General features: G+C 46.9%; 11 protein-coding genes. 2 read left to right on the forward strand and 9 right to left on the reverse strand.

From position 1 onward, the window contains the following. Nucleotides 1-266 precede the first annotated feature (266 nt). Together AC1DV1_RS23585 and AC1DV1_RS23590 are read left to right on the forward strand one after the other, a co-directional pair. Nucleotides 267-1,139 carry a family 43 glycosylhydrolase gene (locus AC1DV1_RS23585; RefSeq protein WP_477364406.1) on the forward strand — a complete coding sequence of 291 codons (873 nt, stop codon included), beginning with the start codon at nucleotides 267-269 and terminating at the stop codon, nucleotides 1,137-1,139. Then, nucleotides 1,136-3,496, forward strand: a complete 2,361-nt coding sequence (locus AC1DV1_RS23590) for a beta-L-arabinofuranosidase domain-containing protein (RefSeq protein ID WP_477364409.1) — start codon at nucleotides 1,136-1,138, stop codon at nucleotides 3,494-3,496. Before AC1DV1_RS23585 ends, AC1DV1_RS23590 begins: the two co-directional genes overlap by 4 nt. An 872-nt stretch (nucleotides 3,497-4,368) precedes the next feature. Here AC1DV1_RS23590 and AC1DV1_RS23595 read toward each other — a convergent pair. The 9 genes from AC1DV1_RS23595 to AC1DV1_RS23635 all read right to left on the reverse strand — a co-directional run bounded on the left by AC1DV1_RS23595 (nucleotide 4,369) and on the right by AC1DV1_RS23635 (nucleotide 17,213). Continuing rightward, nucleotides 4,369-4,617 carry a hypothetical protein gene (locus AC1DV1_RS23595; RefSeq protein WP_477364412.1) on the reverse strand — a complete coding sequence of 83 codons (249 nt, stop codon included), beginning with the start codon at nucleotides 4,615-4,617 and terminating at the stop codon, nucleotides 4,369-4,371. A gap of 225 nt (nucleotides 4,618-4,842) precedes the next feature. Beyond that, nucleotides 4,843-5,922, reverse strand: coding sequence for a type I restriction endonuclease (locus AC1DV1_RS23600; RefSeq protein WP_477364415.1), 1,080 nt, complete (start codon nucleotides 5,920-5,922; stop codon nucleotides 4,843-4,845). A gap of 196 nt (nucleotides 5,923-6,118) precedes the next feature. After that, nucleotides 6,119-7,105, reverse strand: coding sequence for a fibronectin type III domain-containing protein (locus tag AC1DV1_RS23605; RefSeq protein WP_477364418.1), 987 nt, complete (start codon nucleotides 7,103-7,105; stop codon nucleotides 6,119-6,121). A 2-nt stretch (nucleotides 7,106-7,107) separates the two neighbouring features. Next, nucleotides 7,108-8,862 (reverse strand): immunoglobulin domain-containing protein, encoded by a 1,755-nt coding sequence (locus AC1DV1_RS23610; protein ID WP_477364421.1) that lies wholly within the window; start codon nucleotides 8,860-8,862, stop codon nucleotides 7,108-7,110. An 86-nt stretch (nucleotides 8,863-8,948) separates the two neighbouring features. Further along, complete coding sequence (locus tag AC1DV1_RS23615; protein ID WP_477364424.1) at nucleotides 8,949-9,923, reverse strand: hypothetical protein; 975 nt, start codon at nucleotides 9,921-9,923, stop codon at nucleotides 8,949-8,951. Next, nucleotides 9,920-11,431 carry a hypothetical protein gene (locus AC1DV1_RS23620; RefSeq protein WP_477364427.1) on the reverse strand — a complete coding sequence of 504 codons (1,512 nt, stop codon included), beginning with the start codon at nucleotides 11,429-11,431 and terminating at the stop codon, nucleotides 9,920-9,922. The genes AC1DV1_RS23615 and AC1DV1_RS23620 overlap by 4 nt, the downstream gene beginning before the upstream one ends. Further along, nucleotides 11,432-12,202 carry a hypothetical protein gene (locus AC1DV1_RS23625; RefSeq protein WP_477364430.1) on the reverse strand — a complete coding sequence of 257 codons (771 nt, stop codon included), beginning with the start codon at nucleotides 12,200-12,202 and terminating at the stop codon, nucleotides 11,432-11,434. Nucleotides 12,203-12,205: 3 nt separating this feature from the next. Continuing rightward, nucleotides 12,206-15,724: a hypothetical protein gene (locus tag AC1DV1_RS23630; RefSeq protein WP_477364433.1), complete on the reverse strand. Its 3,519-nt coding sequence runs from the start codon at nucleotides 15,722-15,724 to the stop codon at nucleotides 12,206-12,208. Between the two features lie 16 nt (nucleotides 15,725-15,740). Continuing rightward, a complete protein-coding gene (locus tag AC1DV1_RS23635; RefSeq protein WP_477364436.1) occupies nucleotides 15,741-17,213 on the reverse strand; it encodes a hypothetical protein in 1,473 nt (490 codons plus the stop codon). Nucleotides 17,214-17,217 lie beyond the last annotated feature (4 nt).

The following is a 17,217-nucleotide window of genomic DNA, read 5'->3' on the forward strand; positions in this document are numbered from 1 at the left end:
CAGCCCAACAAACCTTATATTTAAGCCGCGGGACCACGCATCGGGTCGCTGCGCCGAAGAAATTTTTAGAAATGGAAATTAACATGCCTGTTATGAACAGTAAACCGGTTAAAACTGCTTTCTCCCACAAACCATGCAGGCAGGTCTTACCCAAAGTCGCGGTTCACCGAAATCTGCCTGCTACGGCCCAATCCGTTATGCAGCAATATTCCAATGCGTGTTTTCCATTTAAGACCGCGCAAAAATTTTCAAAATACCTTATCGTTATGCTGGTCTTACTTTCTGCAATAGTTTGCAGGGGTCAAAATCCGATCGTACAAACCAAGTTTACAGCCGCCCCTACTCCTTTAGTTTATTATGATAACGTATTTCTTTATACAGGGCATGACGAAGACGAAGCTAAAAATTTCAAGATGGCGGATTGGCTATTGTATACATCCACTGATATGGTAAACTGGACAGACCGGGGTGCCGTCGCCTCACTTCAGAATTTCAGCTGGGCACCCAAAAAAAATGGAGCCTGGGCGGCGCAGGTTATTGAGCGGAACGGAAAGTTCTATATGTATTGCCCCATACATTTAAAGGGAATAGGCGTACTGGTTTCGGACAGTCCATACGGGCCCTTTAAAGACCCTTTGGCAAAGCCACTGATTTCAAAAAGTATCGACGGTATAGACCCAACCGTTTACATTGACAATGACGGACAGGCCTATCTGTTCTTGGGTAACCCTAATTGCCGGTACGTTAAACTGAATCCTGATATGACCTCCTATTCCGGAGATATGGTGCAGATTGATTCTAAGCCGGCAAACTACCAGGAGGGGCCCTGGTTTTATAAGCGGAACGGGCACTCCTATCTTGCCTATGCTTCCACCGGCTGCCCTGAAGGCATCGGGTACGCGATGAGCGACAAACCAACAGGACCGTGGATTTATAAGGGCATGATTATGGACGGGAATCCTTTATCCTCGGGCAATTATCCCGGGATTATTGACTATAAAGGAAATTCGTATGTGTTTGGATTTAATTACACGCTGAATTACGCACTTACCAAAGTGCACAACGAACGACGCTCGGTTTGTTTGGAAAAGATCATGTTGCTTTGCATTCCGCTAACCAGACCGATAGTATACCTATGAGAAGAAATATCATTGAAATCATTAAACTCTCCGTAATCTTACTGTTGCCTGCATCGTTTCTCCATGCACAGCAAAGCAACATGCAGTTGTTTAAATTAAACGACGTACGGTTATCGGAGAGCCTGTTTAAACAGGCCGAACAGGTCGACATCGCTTACATGCTCAAAATTAAGCCCGACAGGCTACTGGCCCCATTCCTGCGGGAAGCCGGCTTAAAGCCTAAAGACAAAAACTACGGCAATTGGGAAAACTCTGGTTTGGACGGCCATACCGCAGGACATTACCTAACCGCCCTTGCACAGATCTACGCGGCTGAAGGCAACTTAACGTTTAAACACCGGATGGATTATATGGTGGATGAACTGGCCCGTTGTCAGGCGTACAATAAAACCGGTTACGTGGGAGGTGTTCCGGGCGGTAACGCAATGTGGACCCGGTTAAAAACCGGTGATTTTGATGATTTTAATAAAAAATGGGTCCCCTGGTACAATCTGCATAAACTATATGCCGGCTTAAGAGATGCCTACCTACTGGGTGGCAATGAAAAGGCCAAAGATGTTTTTATTAAATTATGTGATTGGGCTGATGCTGAGGTCTCCGGTTTGAGCGACAGCCAGATGCAGCGCATGCTGGGAACCGAACATGGCGGCATGAATGAAGTTATTGCCGATGCCTATGCCCTTACCGGCAATAAAAAATACCTGGCACTGGCGGAGAAATTTTCACACCGGGCCTTGTTGTTACCACTGGAGCGGCACGAGGACAAACTTAGTGGCCTCCATGCAAATACCCAGATACCCAAAGTTATCGGATTTGAGCGTATAGCCGAACTGACTAACGATACGGGCTACAGATCAGCGGCCAGATTCTTTTGGAACACCGTGGTCAATAACCGCACCATATCCATCGGAGGGAACAGCGTACGCGAGCACTTCAACCCGGCTGACAATTTCGCAACCATGCTGGAATCGGAACAGGGGCCGGAAACCTGTAACAGCAATAATATGCTTAAGCTAAGCAAAATGCTTTTCCTTGATAATACGCGGCTTACTTATATCGATTTTTACGAACGCCTGCTGTACAACCACATCCTTTCATCTCAGCATCCCGTAACCGGCGGCTTTGTATATTTCACACCTATACATCCGCAACATTACCGTGTCTATTCTACAGCCGATCAAAGCTTCTGGTGTTGCGTGGGTACGGGCATGGAGAACCACGGTAAATATGGTGAACTGATCTATTCCCATAAAGGCGAAGACCTCTATATTAACCTTTTTGTCCCATCTGTACTAAACTGGAAAGCACACGGAATAACGGTGACCCAGCGCACCCGATTTCCGGAGGCTGAAAATACAGTCCTGTCACTTAAGGTAAGGGATCAGCGTAAATTTGCCATCTACATACGAAAACCGGGATGGCTGAAACCGGGCGGCTTCAGCGTTACGGTCAACGGGCGATCTGTTGCATTCACGGAGAACGCCGAAGGTTATATAAGCCTGGTGCGTACATGGAAGTCACACGACCGTATTGCGGTTTCCCTGCCAATGAGAACCTATGTAGAATATCTTCCGGATAATTCAGCATGGGTATCTTTCCTGCACGGGCCGATAGTACTGGCGGCACCAACAGATACTGCCCGGCTTACCGGCTTGTACGCTGGCGACAGCCGTTGGGGCCATATCGCAGGAGGACCGTTATACCCGCTTCCCGCCGCACCGTTGCTGGCGAGTAATAGTAAAGACCTGGGTACCATGATCAGGAATGTGAACGGCGCCCGGCCCATGACCTATACGATCAGCGATATCATTGTCCAACCCAATTTCAAGAACCTTAAGCTGGTACCTTTTTATAAAGTACATGATTCGCGCTATATGCTTTACTGGCCGGTAGCTAAAAGGGACAGTATAAAGGAGAAAGAACAGGAACTCGCCCTGCTTGATGAGCGCTATGTTAAATTCGCAGCCCGTACGATTGACGCCGTATCTCCCGGCGAACAGCAGCCGGAAAACGATCATGGAATCATATCAGCGCAATCGGAAACCGGAGTTTTCAGGAACGTACATTGGCGCAGTTCGGCAGATTTCTTCAGTTACCGTATGCGCATCAACGATAAGGTAAAAACGCTCGCCATAACCTGTTACGGCAAGGAAAGCGGCAGGGATTTTGATATTTACCTGAATGATCTTAAGCTGACGCACGTATCACTTGATGGCAGCGGCCCGGATACTTTCATAACTAAAGAATATATGATTCCTGCAAATGCAGCGGCCGRGGCAAATACCATAGCAGTAAGATTTGTTGCAAGCCCCGGCAGTAAGACCGCGGCTATTTATGATGTCCGTATGATGCGCTGAAACCCTGGTACGCAAACCTCAATTTAGTCGTATCCATTGTACCCCCGGCGTATTGGGCAGTTAAAAACCTGGAAATATCGGGGGAAATAAAACAGGTGGATACCATCTGTTTCGTATTAAGGCTAATGATCCCGCGGCAATATTGGGATTGTAAGGGCTAACTATGAAAAAGAATCATCTCTCATAATGTTGGCTGAAGCAGTCTGTTACCATGGCTTATAAACGCAAAGAGGTGGCATCGAATGGCTTTGCAAGCATCCATCAGGCTTGCTGATGACTTTAAAAACTTGTCGCTAATGAAGACGATTTTACTTTTATCAATGGCTGGCTCGATTGATAAATGGTGCCAAAAAAACAAGGATGCTAACGGTATAACAAAGTTAAAATTGGCTGGATTCCATCCTATGGTCTGCGGGATATGGCGACCTGCCGATAATAATTTAACTGGCTGCTAAGTATTTTGTTCGGCATGGCGGTGATTATCCCTTATCTTTAAAATATGCCGTGAAGCCGGTAGCAGCGCCCCGGCTTATAATTGCCGGTCCCCGCTCAGCATTGGTTAAGGCCTGAAGGTAAAAAATTTGTTACGATGTCGTTCGGGGCGATATAAGGCCGGCAGAACCGGTGCCAATAAAGCATTGAACCCCTATATTTGATCTTCATTGCAGGCATCTGCCTGTAATTGTGATAAGGTTTAGGTTTAAATCCCCGGGCAGCGAGTGCGTGGGGATTTTATTAAAAATAATCCCGGTAAAAAAAAGGTTCACCCGGAAGCGATAGACAACTGACGGCTGATTTGAAACTCCCGTGGTTTCGATCTTTAATTCGAGGCGGATGTTGCCCACTATTGGCTATTCAGCCTTTCCCTTGCCTCAACCTGCTGACCATACCAAAACTTTTGCGTCATAGGGCCAATCCCGCTCCGCCTGCCTTTTTATCGGGCCATCGGGAATCGCCAGCGTATATTGATAATCCTCCAGCTCCCGGTTGATCCAGTATTCCTGGGTGGTATAATCATTGGGCCAGTCTTGTTCTGTCTTCGCAGGATCTTCGGCGACTACCGAAGTAGCAGCTGTACCGGAATCTATTTTAATAACAGTGTCCGCTGTCGTATTTGGCAAGCTGTTTGAATGTAAAGCGGCCTCTTTAGTAGCGGGAAATAAGAAAAAAACAAAAACTGCCAATATCCCGCCATAAATGACTGTTGACAACGCGGTGGTCCTTTCCCTGCTGTACCAGAAGAGACTGGCCTGGGGCTTAAAAAAGCCAATATCAAAAAAACGGTTGCAATAAAAATCAGAAAAGCCATCATAATTAAATTGAATCTAAATCATCGTTAGAAAAACCTAGGCCACCTTCGCCTTCTCCAGCCTGCCGATAACGCCCAGCAAAGCCTCCCCATGTTTGTAGATCTCATCCAGGGACAGTATCTCGTGCCGGATCTCCTTTTTGGCTTCATCCAGCACGGCGAGGTATTTTCTGGTTCCGTCGAGGTACAAACGGCAGATCGTCCTCCTGTTATTATCGTCCAGGAGGATGGCGAAATAAGAGAGGGCATCGCGGTAAGTAACACGCCTGGCATCGACGTGTTGGCGAAGCATAGACTTCACGATGTAAAAGCCCTCCAGTTCTTCCTCTGTGGTTACGATACCGGATCCGGGTTCTGTAACGGTCGCTTCCTCCAGCTTACCCGCTTCGGCGACTTCCAGCTGCTTTTCCTGGTTGAGCGCGGACTTCAGCCGTTCGTTGATGGCGTCACTGATCAGCAGGCCGAATGAGCGCTTAATGATCGGGCCGAACTGCTCTTTTACTTTGGCGGTCAGCACACCGGTATAGATCTGCTTGGTGAAAAACGAAATAAAATTCTCAGAGGGTGCGAGCATCTCCCGGTTCAGCAAAGTCTTCAGCTCATTCAGGTATTTGAGTTCACTGGCCGTATTGGTAATGCTCTCTACGTCAAAATAAGACTTATGAAACTTCTTCAGCTCCACGATCTCCGTTTCCTTGATCTCCGTAATATTGAACTCGAAGAAAGGCGTCCCGTCCATCTTGTTCTTTTCGTCCAGGTCGGTATAAAAACGATAGGTCAATCCGTTGGTCAGTAAACCGAACTTCGCCTTGGTCGTATGAAAATACCGGAAGAGCTGTGAGTTATGCGGGTCCAGTTTTTCCAGGTGGTGCTTGCATTCCACGAGGATGGTCGGCTCGCCTTCCTTCATGATGGCGTAATCCACCTTCTCCCCTTTCTTGATGCCGATGTCAGCTATAAACTCCGGGTTCACCTCAAAAGGATTAAACACGTCATAACCCAATACCTGTATAAAAGGCATGATGAGCGCGTTCTTGGTCGCTTCCTCGGTTTTCAGCTGTGGCAGCAGTTTTTCGACACGTGCGGCTAATTGTAATATCTGGTCTTTAAAATCCATCGTGCTATTCATGAATGATTTAAGGTGTACTTATCGCAGGTAACTTGCGGGTAAGCCATATTTATTATTCGGCAAAGTTTATAACAATGTATCGGAGATTATCCCGTTTTGCTGGCATCAAAATTAGCTGGCAGCAATCCCCTTTTATTATGGGAAACCGTAAAACAGGAGAATTATCGCTAAATAATCTCCCTTTTTATAAAGTCCGGAAGGATGTCATCGGTCCGTAGGCTGTGCCTGCCGCATTGGTAGCATACGCCCTAATATAATAAGTAACTCCGGATACCAGATTGTTTAACGATGCTGACATGGTACCGGTGCCGGATCCGTTCAGTGTATAATTGCTGTAAGGAATTGTCGGGTAGGCTGCGGTGCTCCAGCATATCCCCCTGTTGGTAATAGTACCGCCCCCGTCTGCAGAGGCGCTGGCGGATACAATCACCGAAGTTCTGGAAATACTGCTTACCGTTACCGATGTTAAAGTCGCCGGATGAATGCTCGCGCTTACAAAACTATACTGGTATCCGTACGCTGTACCCGCCTCGTTTGTAGCATATGCCCGGACATAGTACATGGTACCCGGGGAAAGACCATTTAAGGTGCTGGTAAAGCTTCCCAAACCCCTTCCGTCGGTCGTATGGGCGTTTACTATTGTTGGCCCCTGGTAAGTTGCCCAGCAGATGCCTTTGGCAGTTACATTTCCGCCCCCCTGTGCACTCACACTGCCTCCGCTGGATGCGGCTGTCAGCGAGATATTCGTTACGCTGGTGGTGGACAGCGAAGCTAATTGATAGCTCAAGGTTCGGAATTGTACCTGTTCCCCATAAATGGTTTCATTGACTGTTTTTGCGTAAGCACGTACGTAATAAGTGGTTGCGGGAGCCAATCCGCTGAGACTTAATGACGCGAAGCCGGTACCAGCCCCACCGGAAACTTTGGCCTGGAAAATGGTTGGATCATAATTTGTTCCCCAGCAAATTCCTTTTTCAATAACATCGCTGCTGAAGCTCCCGGATACTTGTACCCCTCCCGTTGCGATGGTCTGCCCGATTGCAGTAACCGACTGCGTAACCGGGATCAGCTCGCTGGAGAGATAGCCAGGTTGTGCCGGATCTTTGGAGCATCCGTTGAAAAAAACTATTATTAAAAAAACACTGCATAATCGCCTGATATTTCTTTCCATCTTTAAAAACTTAAACCGATCCCTAAATTATAATCCGTGTATTTTCCCGCTATGTTGCTCACCCCGCCCATTAGGTTGAGGAAACCTGTTTTTAGTATTAACCCGCCTTCGGTCTCTGCTCCGGAGTAACTATAAGTCGTATTTTTAACCCAGGAGGACTGGGAAGAAAAAGTCTGGTCATAAGTATTCTGGTTGATTCCATAAAGCAATTCCCGGGTCCCGTAACCGCCCCCGAGATAAACGGCCCAATATCTTCCTCCAAGGTAAATCCCCCCGGTGTAGCCCGTCCGTTTACTGACCACCTGGTTGTTATATTGATAGTAGCCGGCGCGGTTATAATTCAGAATCTGCATACCGGTACTTTCATAATCAGCCTTCGACTGGTCGCCGCTGATTTTCCCACGCACGAACCAGCCAATATTCCTGCCCCCGCCAATCGTGGCAACGTAATTTTTAATTCCTTTAAGCTGGCTGGGGTCATTGGTCACTGCACCCCCATTGATAAAAACCGATAGCGGCTTTTTACCCAAAGCATTATTTTCAGGTGTAAAGCCTTCCTGCTTTTTGCTATCGGATACCCGTACTAACCTGGTCAAAAATTCAGTGTTGTAACAAGCACCTTCTGCCCTGACGTAATAGGTGTCGTCGGCGATGCCGGCAGGGATGGTGCAGGAAATGCCCCTGCATAATTCACGCTTATGATCAATGTCACCCGCGTACCATACCCATTTAGCCTCCGGGGAGAGTTCGCCTCCCTGTACGGTTAGGGTAAAGGCTTCCCCGAAGGCAACTTTTACCGGCCCATCGATCGAAACCGGTTTCCTAGATTTTGTTGCCGGTACAACCTCAATATGCCGGCATTCGGTCTCGCCCCCCGGCCCCTCCGCCCGGACGTAGTAGGTAGTGGTTTCTTCAGGTGACACCCATAGGGTTTCGCCTGTCCCCATAGCTGTACCGCCACAATGGTCCTTGTACCAGACCCACCGGGCATCATCCGCGAGTCTGCCACCAACAACGGTTAAGGGCATATTTTTTTCACCTTCACAAAGCAGGGTTTTACCGTTTATCGAAGCGGGTGCTTGACTCAAGTTCAACACGGTGACGACTGTCTTGATACAGGGTGTGGGATATTGCCCCTCCCCCCGCAGCACATAAGTTGTCGTCTTTAAGGGCTTTACGGTAATTTTGTCGCCCGTTCCGATCACGGGTCCCTCGCAATCGCCTTCATGCCATTTCCAGGCCGTGTGGCCAGCCAGGTAACCGCCCAGGAATGCCAGTGTGGCCTGTCCGCCTTTATCGATGGCCAATGTTCCGGTAATCACTTTCGGTTCCAGTGAAACCGATGAAATAGGCTCATAGGCTGTCACTTCCGGCAAACTCCCGGATTTAACCACAGTGTTGACCGTATTCACAAGTTTTAGCGCCGGAAACTGGTTGTCAGGCGGGGTAAAATACCCTATGTGGGTGCTTTGGGTGATCAGCAGGCTGTTGGCATGGGTTTTTAACTGGTGATCACAATTGAAATAATCAAAACGCCAATTGATATAGAACCGACCCGGTGCCCTTAGACGGGTGATCTTGTACCTATATTGTGAAAGGGTCACCCCAGGTGTACAAGGGTCACTTCCTGTAGCATATTCAATTTCTACGGAAATGAATTTGTCTTCGTAAAGCGGCCCTTTTGATTTCCAGTTTGGTTGGGCGCGGGCCAATTCAAAAGAGAACAGGCCGGCCAGGATCAGGAAGTATTTAAGCATATGAATAAGCTGTTGGTTTTAGTCTTTTTATATTTGAGATATCACTGGTCCGCGTCAAAATCCGGGCAGATGTAATTTTCAGTTATTCAATACGTATCAATTACTAACGGCCCGTCACAAAGTTGCCTTGTGTAGGGGTTTTGAGCGGAACGGCTCATCACGGATTTAATTTCGTAGTAATACTGGATACCATTAGCCAGTACAGGCCCATCGTCGGTTAGCGAGAATTGCCCCTGCTGTGGTATAAACTTTGATTTCCACGAACTCCATGGGCCATCCTGGCGACCTGCGGTACGGTAATAAACGTTCACACTGTCCGTACGGGCATTGACACTGATGTTTGCCTGCTGATTTGAACACGCGACAGGAGGGGTTGCTTCTTTCGCAGTATCCACCGGCGCAACTTCTTTGAGGACTTTGTGCCTGTGCCGTTTCGGTATAACCGGGATAGATTCGGGTACCTTTACACGTGCAGAATCCACGGCGGCTGCCAGTGGACTCGGCTCAATGGCTTGTAAGGGATCGCTCAGCACCTGTAAAAAAAACAGCATCACTAAAAACGGCGCTATGGTAACCAGGCACCATTGAAATTTGATACGGTATTTCCGCCAGATCACGATACTTCCGATCATGGCTCCCGGAAACAGGCCGGCCAACGCCCACATGAAGACAGGTGAACGGCCCTGGTCAGCGCCGAGCAAATGATCTCCCCAAACAAAAAAATTTAGGCCCGCCGCCGCCATGATTCGGAAAGCAAAACAGAACATGATGATTAAGAAAATAAAGATGAGCACCCAGACCTGGCTTAATCCCGAAGCGTTAGGCTGCCCTTTGTCAGCAGTTGGGTATTCGGCAACTTTTTCAGGCAAAACCACCTTTCTCAGGACGCGGTTTGAAGATGGATTCAGCCTTTTGATGGACATCACGGCCCAATAAATAATACCGACCGTCAGTGCAAAATCGATCAGGTTACCCAAAGCTGTTGTACCAAAAACATGCAGACTGTTCAGCAGCACGATGGCTATCCCTGCGATCATTATAATCCAGACCTTCCTGCTCATAATTGTTCTGTTTTTCTGATTAAAAAATAAGAACCGATCAAACCGGTTATGAAGACAAGAAATACCCAGAAGAAGACCGGCCAGTTATCCGGCAGTGACCGGACAACCTCGCCGGTGATGATCCGGGGAGGCAGGCCGCCGGGCAGGTCAGTCCCGGCGCTGATCAGCCAGCGCAGTACCCCCAGGAAAAGCCCGCCAAATAAAGCGTACTTGGCCAGGTAAAGAAGATAAGTACGCAAAGGAAAGACAGCTTTCAGCGATATCGGGATTGTCAATGTTTCGTAATCTGTTACCATCCGCAAATCGGACTCGTACATTGCATTTTTTGTGATTTGTTGCGGGTCAATGTGAAGAGTCACGGTCACCTGACGCTGATCAGACAGGTCGAACAGGTTAATATCGGTAGTATCCAGCCAAATGCCTTCAAACGGCGAAGACAGGTCGACCCGGACCCGGACAAATCCTTTGGTTTTCAGCCTGAGCGTCACCGGAACCTCAACCGGTCGGGCGGCCTGAAGTTCCGGCAACTCAATTTTCATTTCGCTCAATTCGATCAGCGGGCGACTGGTTTCCGGGTCTATAATCAGGAGCAGTTTTTGAACCAACGATAGGTCCCGGTCGTCCTGCAGTACCGTTTTATTCAATTCCAGCTTTTCGGCTGCCTTCTGATACTTACCGCGCCATTCGGGGTGACCCAAAGCATCGAACCAGACAAATAACTGACCGTTATCAGCCCGGGTAATGAGCTTCTTCCAAAAGGACAGGTCCACCTCCGCCCTTTGAACCAGTTCGGCGGGGGAATGAAATAAAACTGCGCCGATATAAAACGGATACTGACCGTCGATTCCATAGATCAGGGACAAAAATGACAGGACCGTCGGAGATTCAGGAACCGGAAAATATTTTTCGGGTTCCCGTGCAGCCAGCCATACATGAAGCTTTCCCTCGCAATAATGCCGGTAAATATGGTCCATCAGGGGCCTGCTCCTGAAACCAGCAGCGAACAAATCTTTGAGGCTGGCGAATAATTCGCCCCCGATCCGGTAAGGAAGTGCAGGATTGAGCTGGTAGCATACTTTCAGGTACCTGCTTTCCGGGTCTCTTTCTGATTGGTAAAGCAAGGTGTACGCTATCGACCGGTCTGCGTCCTCCAGGTGGTCTACGTGCGCTTTGAGAAAGGTTACATCATCAAAATAAATCTTTGCGCGATCTGCATCTTCAAACAACACCGCGCCTAACCGTTGGAGGCTGTGCAGGGTTTCGCCGAATATTTTGACAAACGTTCCTTTCCGGTTCGGTGGATCCGGGTCTTCTTCCGGTGCAGGCGCGGCTTCCTTAAAAGCCTGTTTTAAAACTTGTTTATAAAAGTCTTCTTCTGAAATTTCATATTGGTTACACTGTGCGAGGAAATGATTGTAAATGAATTCCCGCGCGCGGTCCTTAACCGGTAGTCCTTTCAGGTGATCACGAACCTGATCGATCAATAAACTCCTGGTCGTTGTTTCCACTTACTTAAATTCAATTTTTGCTTTTTGCTGAATGATCCAGTTGCCCGACGTGTTTACCAGTATGCCCTCTTTTTGCAGGGCGATGTAGCAACCCTTAAAGGGCTGATTCAACAGGTCGCAAGCTTTACCCAATGTAAAAGCTGACTCCGCCAGGGCATATTTCTGTGCACTGGGGTTGCTGGATATTCGATAAACAGCAGTATCCCCGTTCGTTTGGATCTCGTAAACCTGTTCGCCGTTTTGTACGGTTGAAAGGATACCTGAGCTGAAGCCGTCTTCTAGGTCAGCGAGCTTGGCGAACCATACTTCGGCACCTTGCTCCGCCTGCGCAGATTCCTGGGATAAACTTCCGCACGCGTCAGCTTCGGGGCTAACAGGGCTCTTTGCAAAACCGGTCCACTCGATTTCACGAACAGGACGCTCAAGCTGATTTATCTTTTCCTCCAGCACGTTTACCTTTTCCACCAGGCTGTTCAGCTCTATACGACCGATGCGACTATTTAAATCGGCCCTCAGCCTGGTGAATTCCAGTTGTATATCACTGAATACACCTGAATTTAAAGAGCCGTCCCTTGGTTTTGAGGATTTGCGGGGAATAAGCTGCAACCCGAGGGCTATTGCACTGATCAACAGCGCGGCATAAATCATCCATGTCGCGTGGCTGGGTAGATTCTGACTAAGATTTTCTCCGTCACCTTCATTATCCCGGAGATGGGCCAATGCCAGAAGCGGTAGAGAACTGATGAATAAAACGCAGGCTACTTTTTTCATATCTTAAATTTGAGCGGTTTTGGCTATTTCTTTAGAGAGTTCGATCAGGGCGTAATTCAATGGGAAAAAGAAGGGAGAATCGTCTACTTTATCAGCCGGGTTCAATGCTTTGATGGTCGCTTTAAAACTGTCTCTCAGTACCCCGGTCAGGAAGATATCGCCGTGGGCAGGAACAAAGAATCGCTTATACTGGCCGAAATTGGTGATCTCCAGCTTTTTATTGATGATGTCCACTAAACCCCGGTCATCAAATAACAGGTTGAAAAAGTCAAGGTGGTTACTGATGATATCCCGGTAGAACACATCACTGTCGATCAATTCGGCATAACTCATCTGCTGATCTTCATAGGCAAGTGTCTTGAAGCCTTTGTAAATCACATTTTCTTTAAGCAGTTTTTTATCATTCGAGTGCTGATCCGGGCGAGATTCGTTTCCCCAATCATTACTATCATCGTCTTTAACATCCTCCACCGCATAATAAACCGCTCCTCTGGCTGTGATCATTTTTGGTTCTGCGCTCTTTTCAATAATAAAGTCGCCGCGGGTGGGCTTACCGGAAAAGATAGACAGCATTCTTTGGGTAAATCCTTTCAGGTCGCTGTTATTATTATTTCCGGCCGATGGAAACAGGAGGTTGATATACTCGCTACCCTTGCCAGAAAAACTAACGGTACGGGGGAGCTCGATATTCTTCCACTCCGAAAGCTTACTGATATAAAAAAGGATGGCCGCGTAATGAATGAGCGGAACAACACGAAAGGCCGGTTTTTCAGCGAAAATATCCTTAAACTTATAATGGAAACTGCTGAACAACAGACCTACAATGTCTTCTGTTTTAATGCTATTGCCATTGAGCAACCGTGCCAGATTACTGGAGTTCTCATTTTCAACCTGTACCTGGGGCAAAAAATGTTTGTAGTAGGCAACAAACCCGTTATCGCTGCTGTTGTATTCGTTGATGCCACTGCTCCAAAGCTGGCGGCCGGCGAACCGGAATGAGGAGCAAAAGCACTGGAGCTGATTAGCGTTGCCGGAATCCTCTGTTTTGGTCAGTACGATATCTGTGGTCCCACCCCCAATATCAATATTACAAAAGTTGTCATTCTGAATATTGACATTTTTAGCCTTCAATTCGTAATATGGCGCGATCGACTCAGTGACCGGCTGTGCCAGTGGCAGAGATGACGGGCCCAGTATTTCCAATCTCTGCTGCTCGAAGATCCCGATGAGCCGGACTTTCAAGGTCTCGCCCATACTGATCGGAAAGGCGAGAATGATCTTCAGTCTTTTCAAGTTGCCATGTACATCTTCCAACAGCACCTTGCTGCGAATCATCAGCATCAGTTCCCTGGCAAACAAGGAGACCCTGTTGATATGGAAGGGATCATTACTCGCTTTTTGCAGCAGCCATTTGAGATCCGTTTTGTAGACGGCCATGTCAGTCATTTGGTCTTCATCAATGTTAAAGCCAATGTTCGCGTCTATAAAAAGCCTGTTATTATTTGCATTATTGATAAAACTATTGCTTTCGCAGGTTGCCGTACGAAAGGGAAATTTAACGGAGGCACTTTTTTGCGATCCTACCTGAAAAGGCACGAATTCACGCAGGGTAACCTGCCTGGCTTTGTCAATTTTATAGCCCGTGCTTCGTTCATAATCCAGATAACTTTCCCCGTCATTGGGTTCTACAGGATTTGGTTTATTCAACAGGAACATTTGCATTTTTTGCTCTTCGATTGAAAACGGCAAAGCCTTTTTAACCCGCTTATCGACAACCATCCCGTACTCTACATGGGTATTGGATGTGCCAAAATCAATGGCGTAAATGTATTCCGCTTCCCCATTCTGAACTTCCTGGAACTTAGGCAGGATAATCCCGCCAACTTTGACATTGTTTAATTTAAAATTCAGCTGTATCATATCAAACGACCGGTTAACCTGGTAATAGGTAGTCTTTGTGTTGATTTCGGTGTAATTGGCCCTGGGGTTGGGTGGGCAGGGAATAGGTTCAAGCGCGTCGTTCCGGAAAAACTTTACAGATTCCAGGACATGAACAGCATTGGTCTTTTCAAAAGAGGCTACGGTATATTGATTGATAAACAACAGCGCCTCCTCTTTTGCCCTGGTGAATGGAAAAACCCCMAGTATTCCTTCATAACTAACCGTGTTCTGATCCGTAAAAGTCTTGCTGCAGGTGATTATCCGGGCGCCTTTTGTCGGGCCGAATACAGGTATCGCCAGCGTAAATTTAATTTGGTTATTGATCTCTTCAACGGTTATGTAATCTTTGATCCTGTGAATAGGGAACATATGGAAGAAAAGGGGTTTTATCGGATAGATAAAAGCCTGGTCTTCTTTGAGGATCAGGAACCGCTGGTCATTTAAAAGGTAACCGGGAAGTCTAATGAGTGCAGGCTCGAAAAAATCAAAGGAGGAAAAAAAAGGATATTTGATTCCTGACAACCCCGGCAATTCCCGGTCATTCATGATTTCCAGTATTGTATTCTCGGGGTATTCCAACTCTGAAATCTCATTGGCAGACGACCATAAATTAGATGACGACGAATATTGACCGTCCATTCCCATTTTATGGAGAAGGAACAGGGGTTTAAGTATTCCTTTGTAATGGGTGTCCTTTGGTAAATCCATCTTAAAATCGCTGCTTTCATTGATTTTCTCTTTAAAATCGGCAGCGCTGACCTGCCGGAGATGGATATTTTCCACCATCAGCGCGGTATCGCCGAACTTAATGTCAGTCATAGAAGTGGCTGTACCATCAAACTGCCTTTCATACCGTTTGAAAGTATTGGACACATATTCTGCTATTCCCTTAAAAGAATCACCAATTCCGGGTGTATTGGTTAAAATTTCTAAATATTTGATAAATGAGCGGTCCCGTTCATGGAGTTGCAGATATGCCGAATCAAAAAGTATATCATCAGAAACCAGCCCTTTAATGGCCTTAAAACCCCGCTCGCGCATTTTCCGCTTAAAATTCGGGGATGTAAAAACGAAGGTAAAAGGCGAGGTCCCGCCAATCAGGACTTCTTTTCCACCTTCTTTATAATAGATCAGGGTCAGATCAATCTTTTTATTGAAAGGGTACTGGCTGGCTGCCTGCTTAAACGAGGTTGCCAATAGTTTATGCCCGACCCTGTCGCCGAAATGGCTGATCGCTTCATCCTTACTATCGAAGGTCCAGCGCTGATAGCGAAACCTGCTGGCATCCGACCCATTTTTATATAGCAGCTCCAACAAGTCAATGGTCTCGGAAACCAGGCCGGCATATATGCTATCCGGCTCCACCGTATTTTTCCTGACCTGCGCGGCCATGATCTCAAATGCCGTTTTAAATAAAAAAAGACGAGCTAAAGGCGTTGGGATGGATGTCCCGGCGGACGATGAAAGCACATTGGTTTTCTCGTTGATGTCTTGCAAATGCCCGGAATTGATCCGGTCAGATATCTTCCAATCATAAATATTATTGTTGGTTCCTTTGTGAAACCTGAAAATATAAGGCATATGTTTTAAATTAGGTTTATGGTAACTGGCCCAGTTCGAGCAGGCATTCCTGCGCGGTTTTATAGAGCGTATTCATATATTTTTCGGGAACCCTTAAATCTTTAGGTTCACCGACCTCCATCCTGGTTAATATCCCGCCAACCCTTTTTTGGGTCAACCCGGAGTTGAACAACCCCGTTTTGATTGGTTTGCCATGAACAAGATGATTAAGGTCTTTTTCCTGGTTGAAGTAAAATGAATTGAATGCACGCCCGTTATCTTTGCTGCTCATTTCTCTGCCGCTCCAATTTTTAAACTCTTCAAAAAAACCGATCATTTTCCTGTATTCTGAGGGTGCATCCAGCATCCCGTCAATATTTAGTTCTTTCGGACCGTAAAAAGTCTCGCTTTTTAATTCAGGTATAAAGTCCGTAGCAATCTTGGCGGCATATGCGAAGGCCGTAAGTGGCTTAAGGTATCGTTGCTTGGTATCACTGCTAAAATTTGAGATACTAAAGGGATTTTCTCCACTCTCTGCGCCAAATTCGAAGCATTGCGGGTCGGTTAACTCTTCATCTTTCTTTTGGATAAAGTCGGCGATAGCGGTTGCAGCAATCAGTTCTACAAGGTGACCGTTGTTAACCTGATCAGCCCCTCCTTCAACGTTTGGCAAAGTTCCAGACTGATTGGGGTCGGCGATATAATACAGGGCTTCGACCGTTTTTATTTTTTCATCCTCTGCGTAAAATGCCAGTGCAGCTTTTGTTTTGGTATCGAAGATCGCCGAATTGATGGCACTTTTATCGTCGGCCTCAACATTGAAATAGGGCATCACGGTTATGGCCCCCATTTTTGTTCTGGACAGGTTCACATTTGATGTAGATTCCCGGATCAGCTTAACCAGGGTTGGGAATCCCGATGCCCCCGTTCCTCCAAATATGGAACTGATGATAAATATCCGGTCATTTTGCGTATAACTACTTTCCAGGTTTTTGAATTGCGGAGAGTCTTTCATCTCGTTAAAAACTACACTGCCGATATTAGGGTTCCCTTTAAAACCGACATTCAGGTTCAAATGCAGCTCTGGGTGATCATCTAAGGAATCGCTGTATAACAATTCGACCAGGTCTTTGTCTAGCTGGCTCAGACCGTTAAAGTTGATAAAATTAGCAAAGGTATTATCCTGGTTCTGAAAATTGAACTGGACATCCAGGTCCGCCGCATCTGATATCGTCGCGTCAAGCCGGTTAAATGACCGTATCTGGGTATTGAAGAAAATATCATTTTTCGCAGATGCGTTCTTGTCGACAAACGTTTTACGGATAGTATAGTAACTTCTTAGCAAATCGCGTGTCCGTGCCGTATCGCCGTTTTGCGCATCGGTATCGATGATGATCGGAACAATCGTCAGATCGGGGTGTTGGAATTTAACACCACTGGCGAGCAACATGGTTAATGAGCGGAGAACCCGGGAACCGGTACCCCCAATTCCGAAAATAAATACTCTCATATAA

The sequence above is a fragment of the Mucilaginibacter sp. P4_D1 genome, from assembly GCF_056401935.1.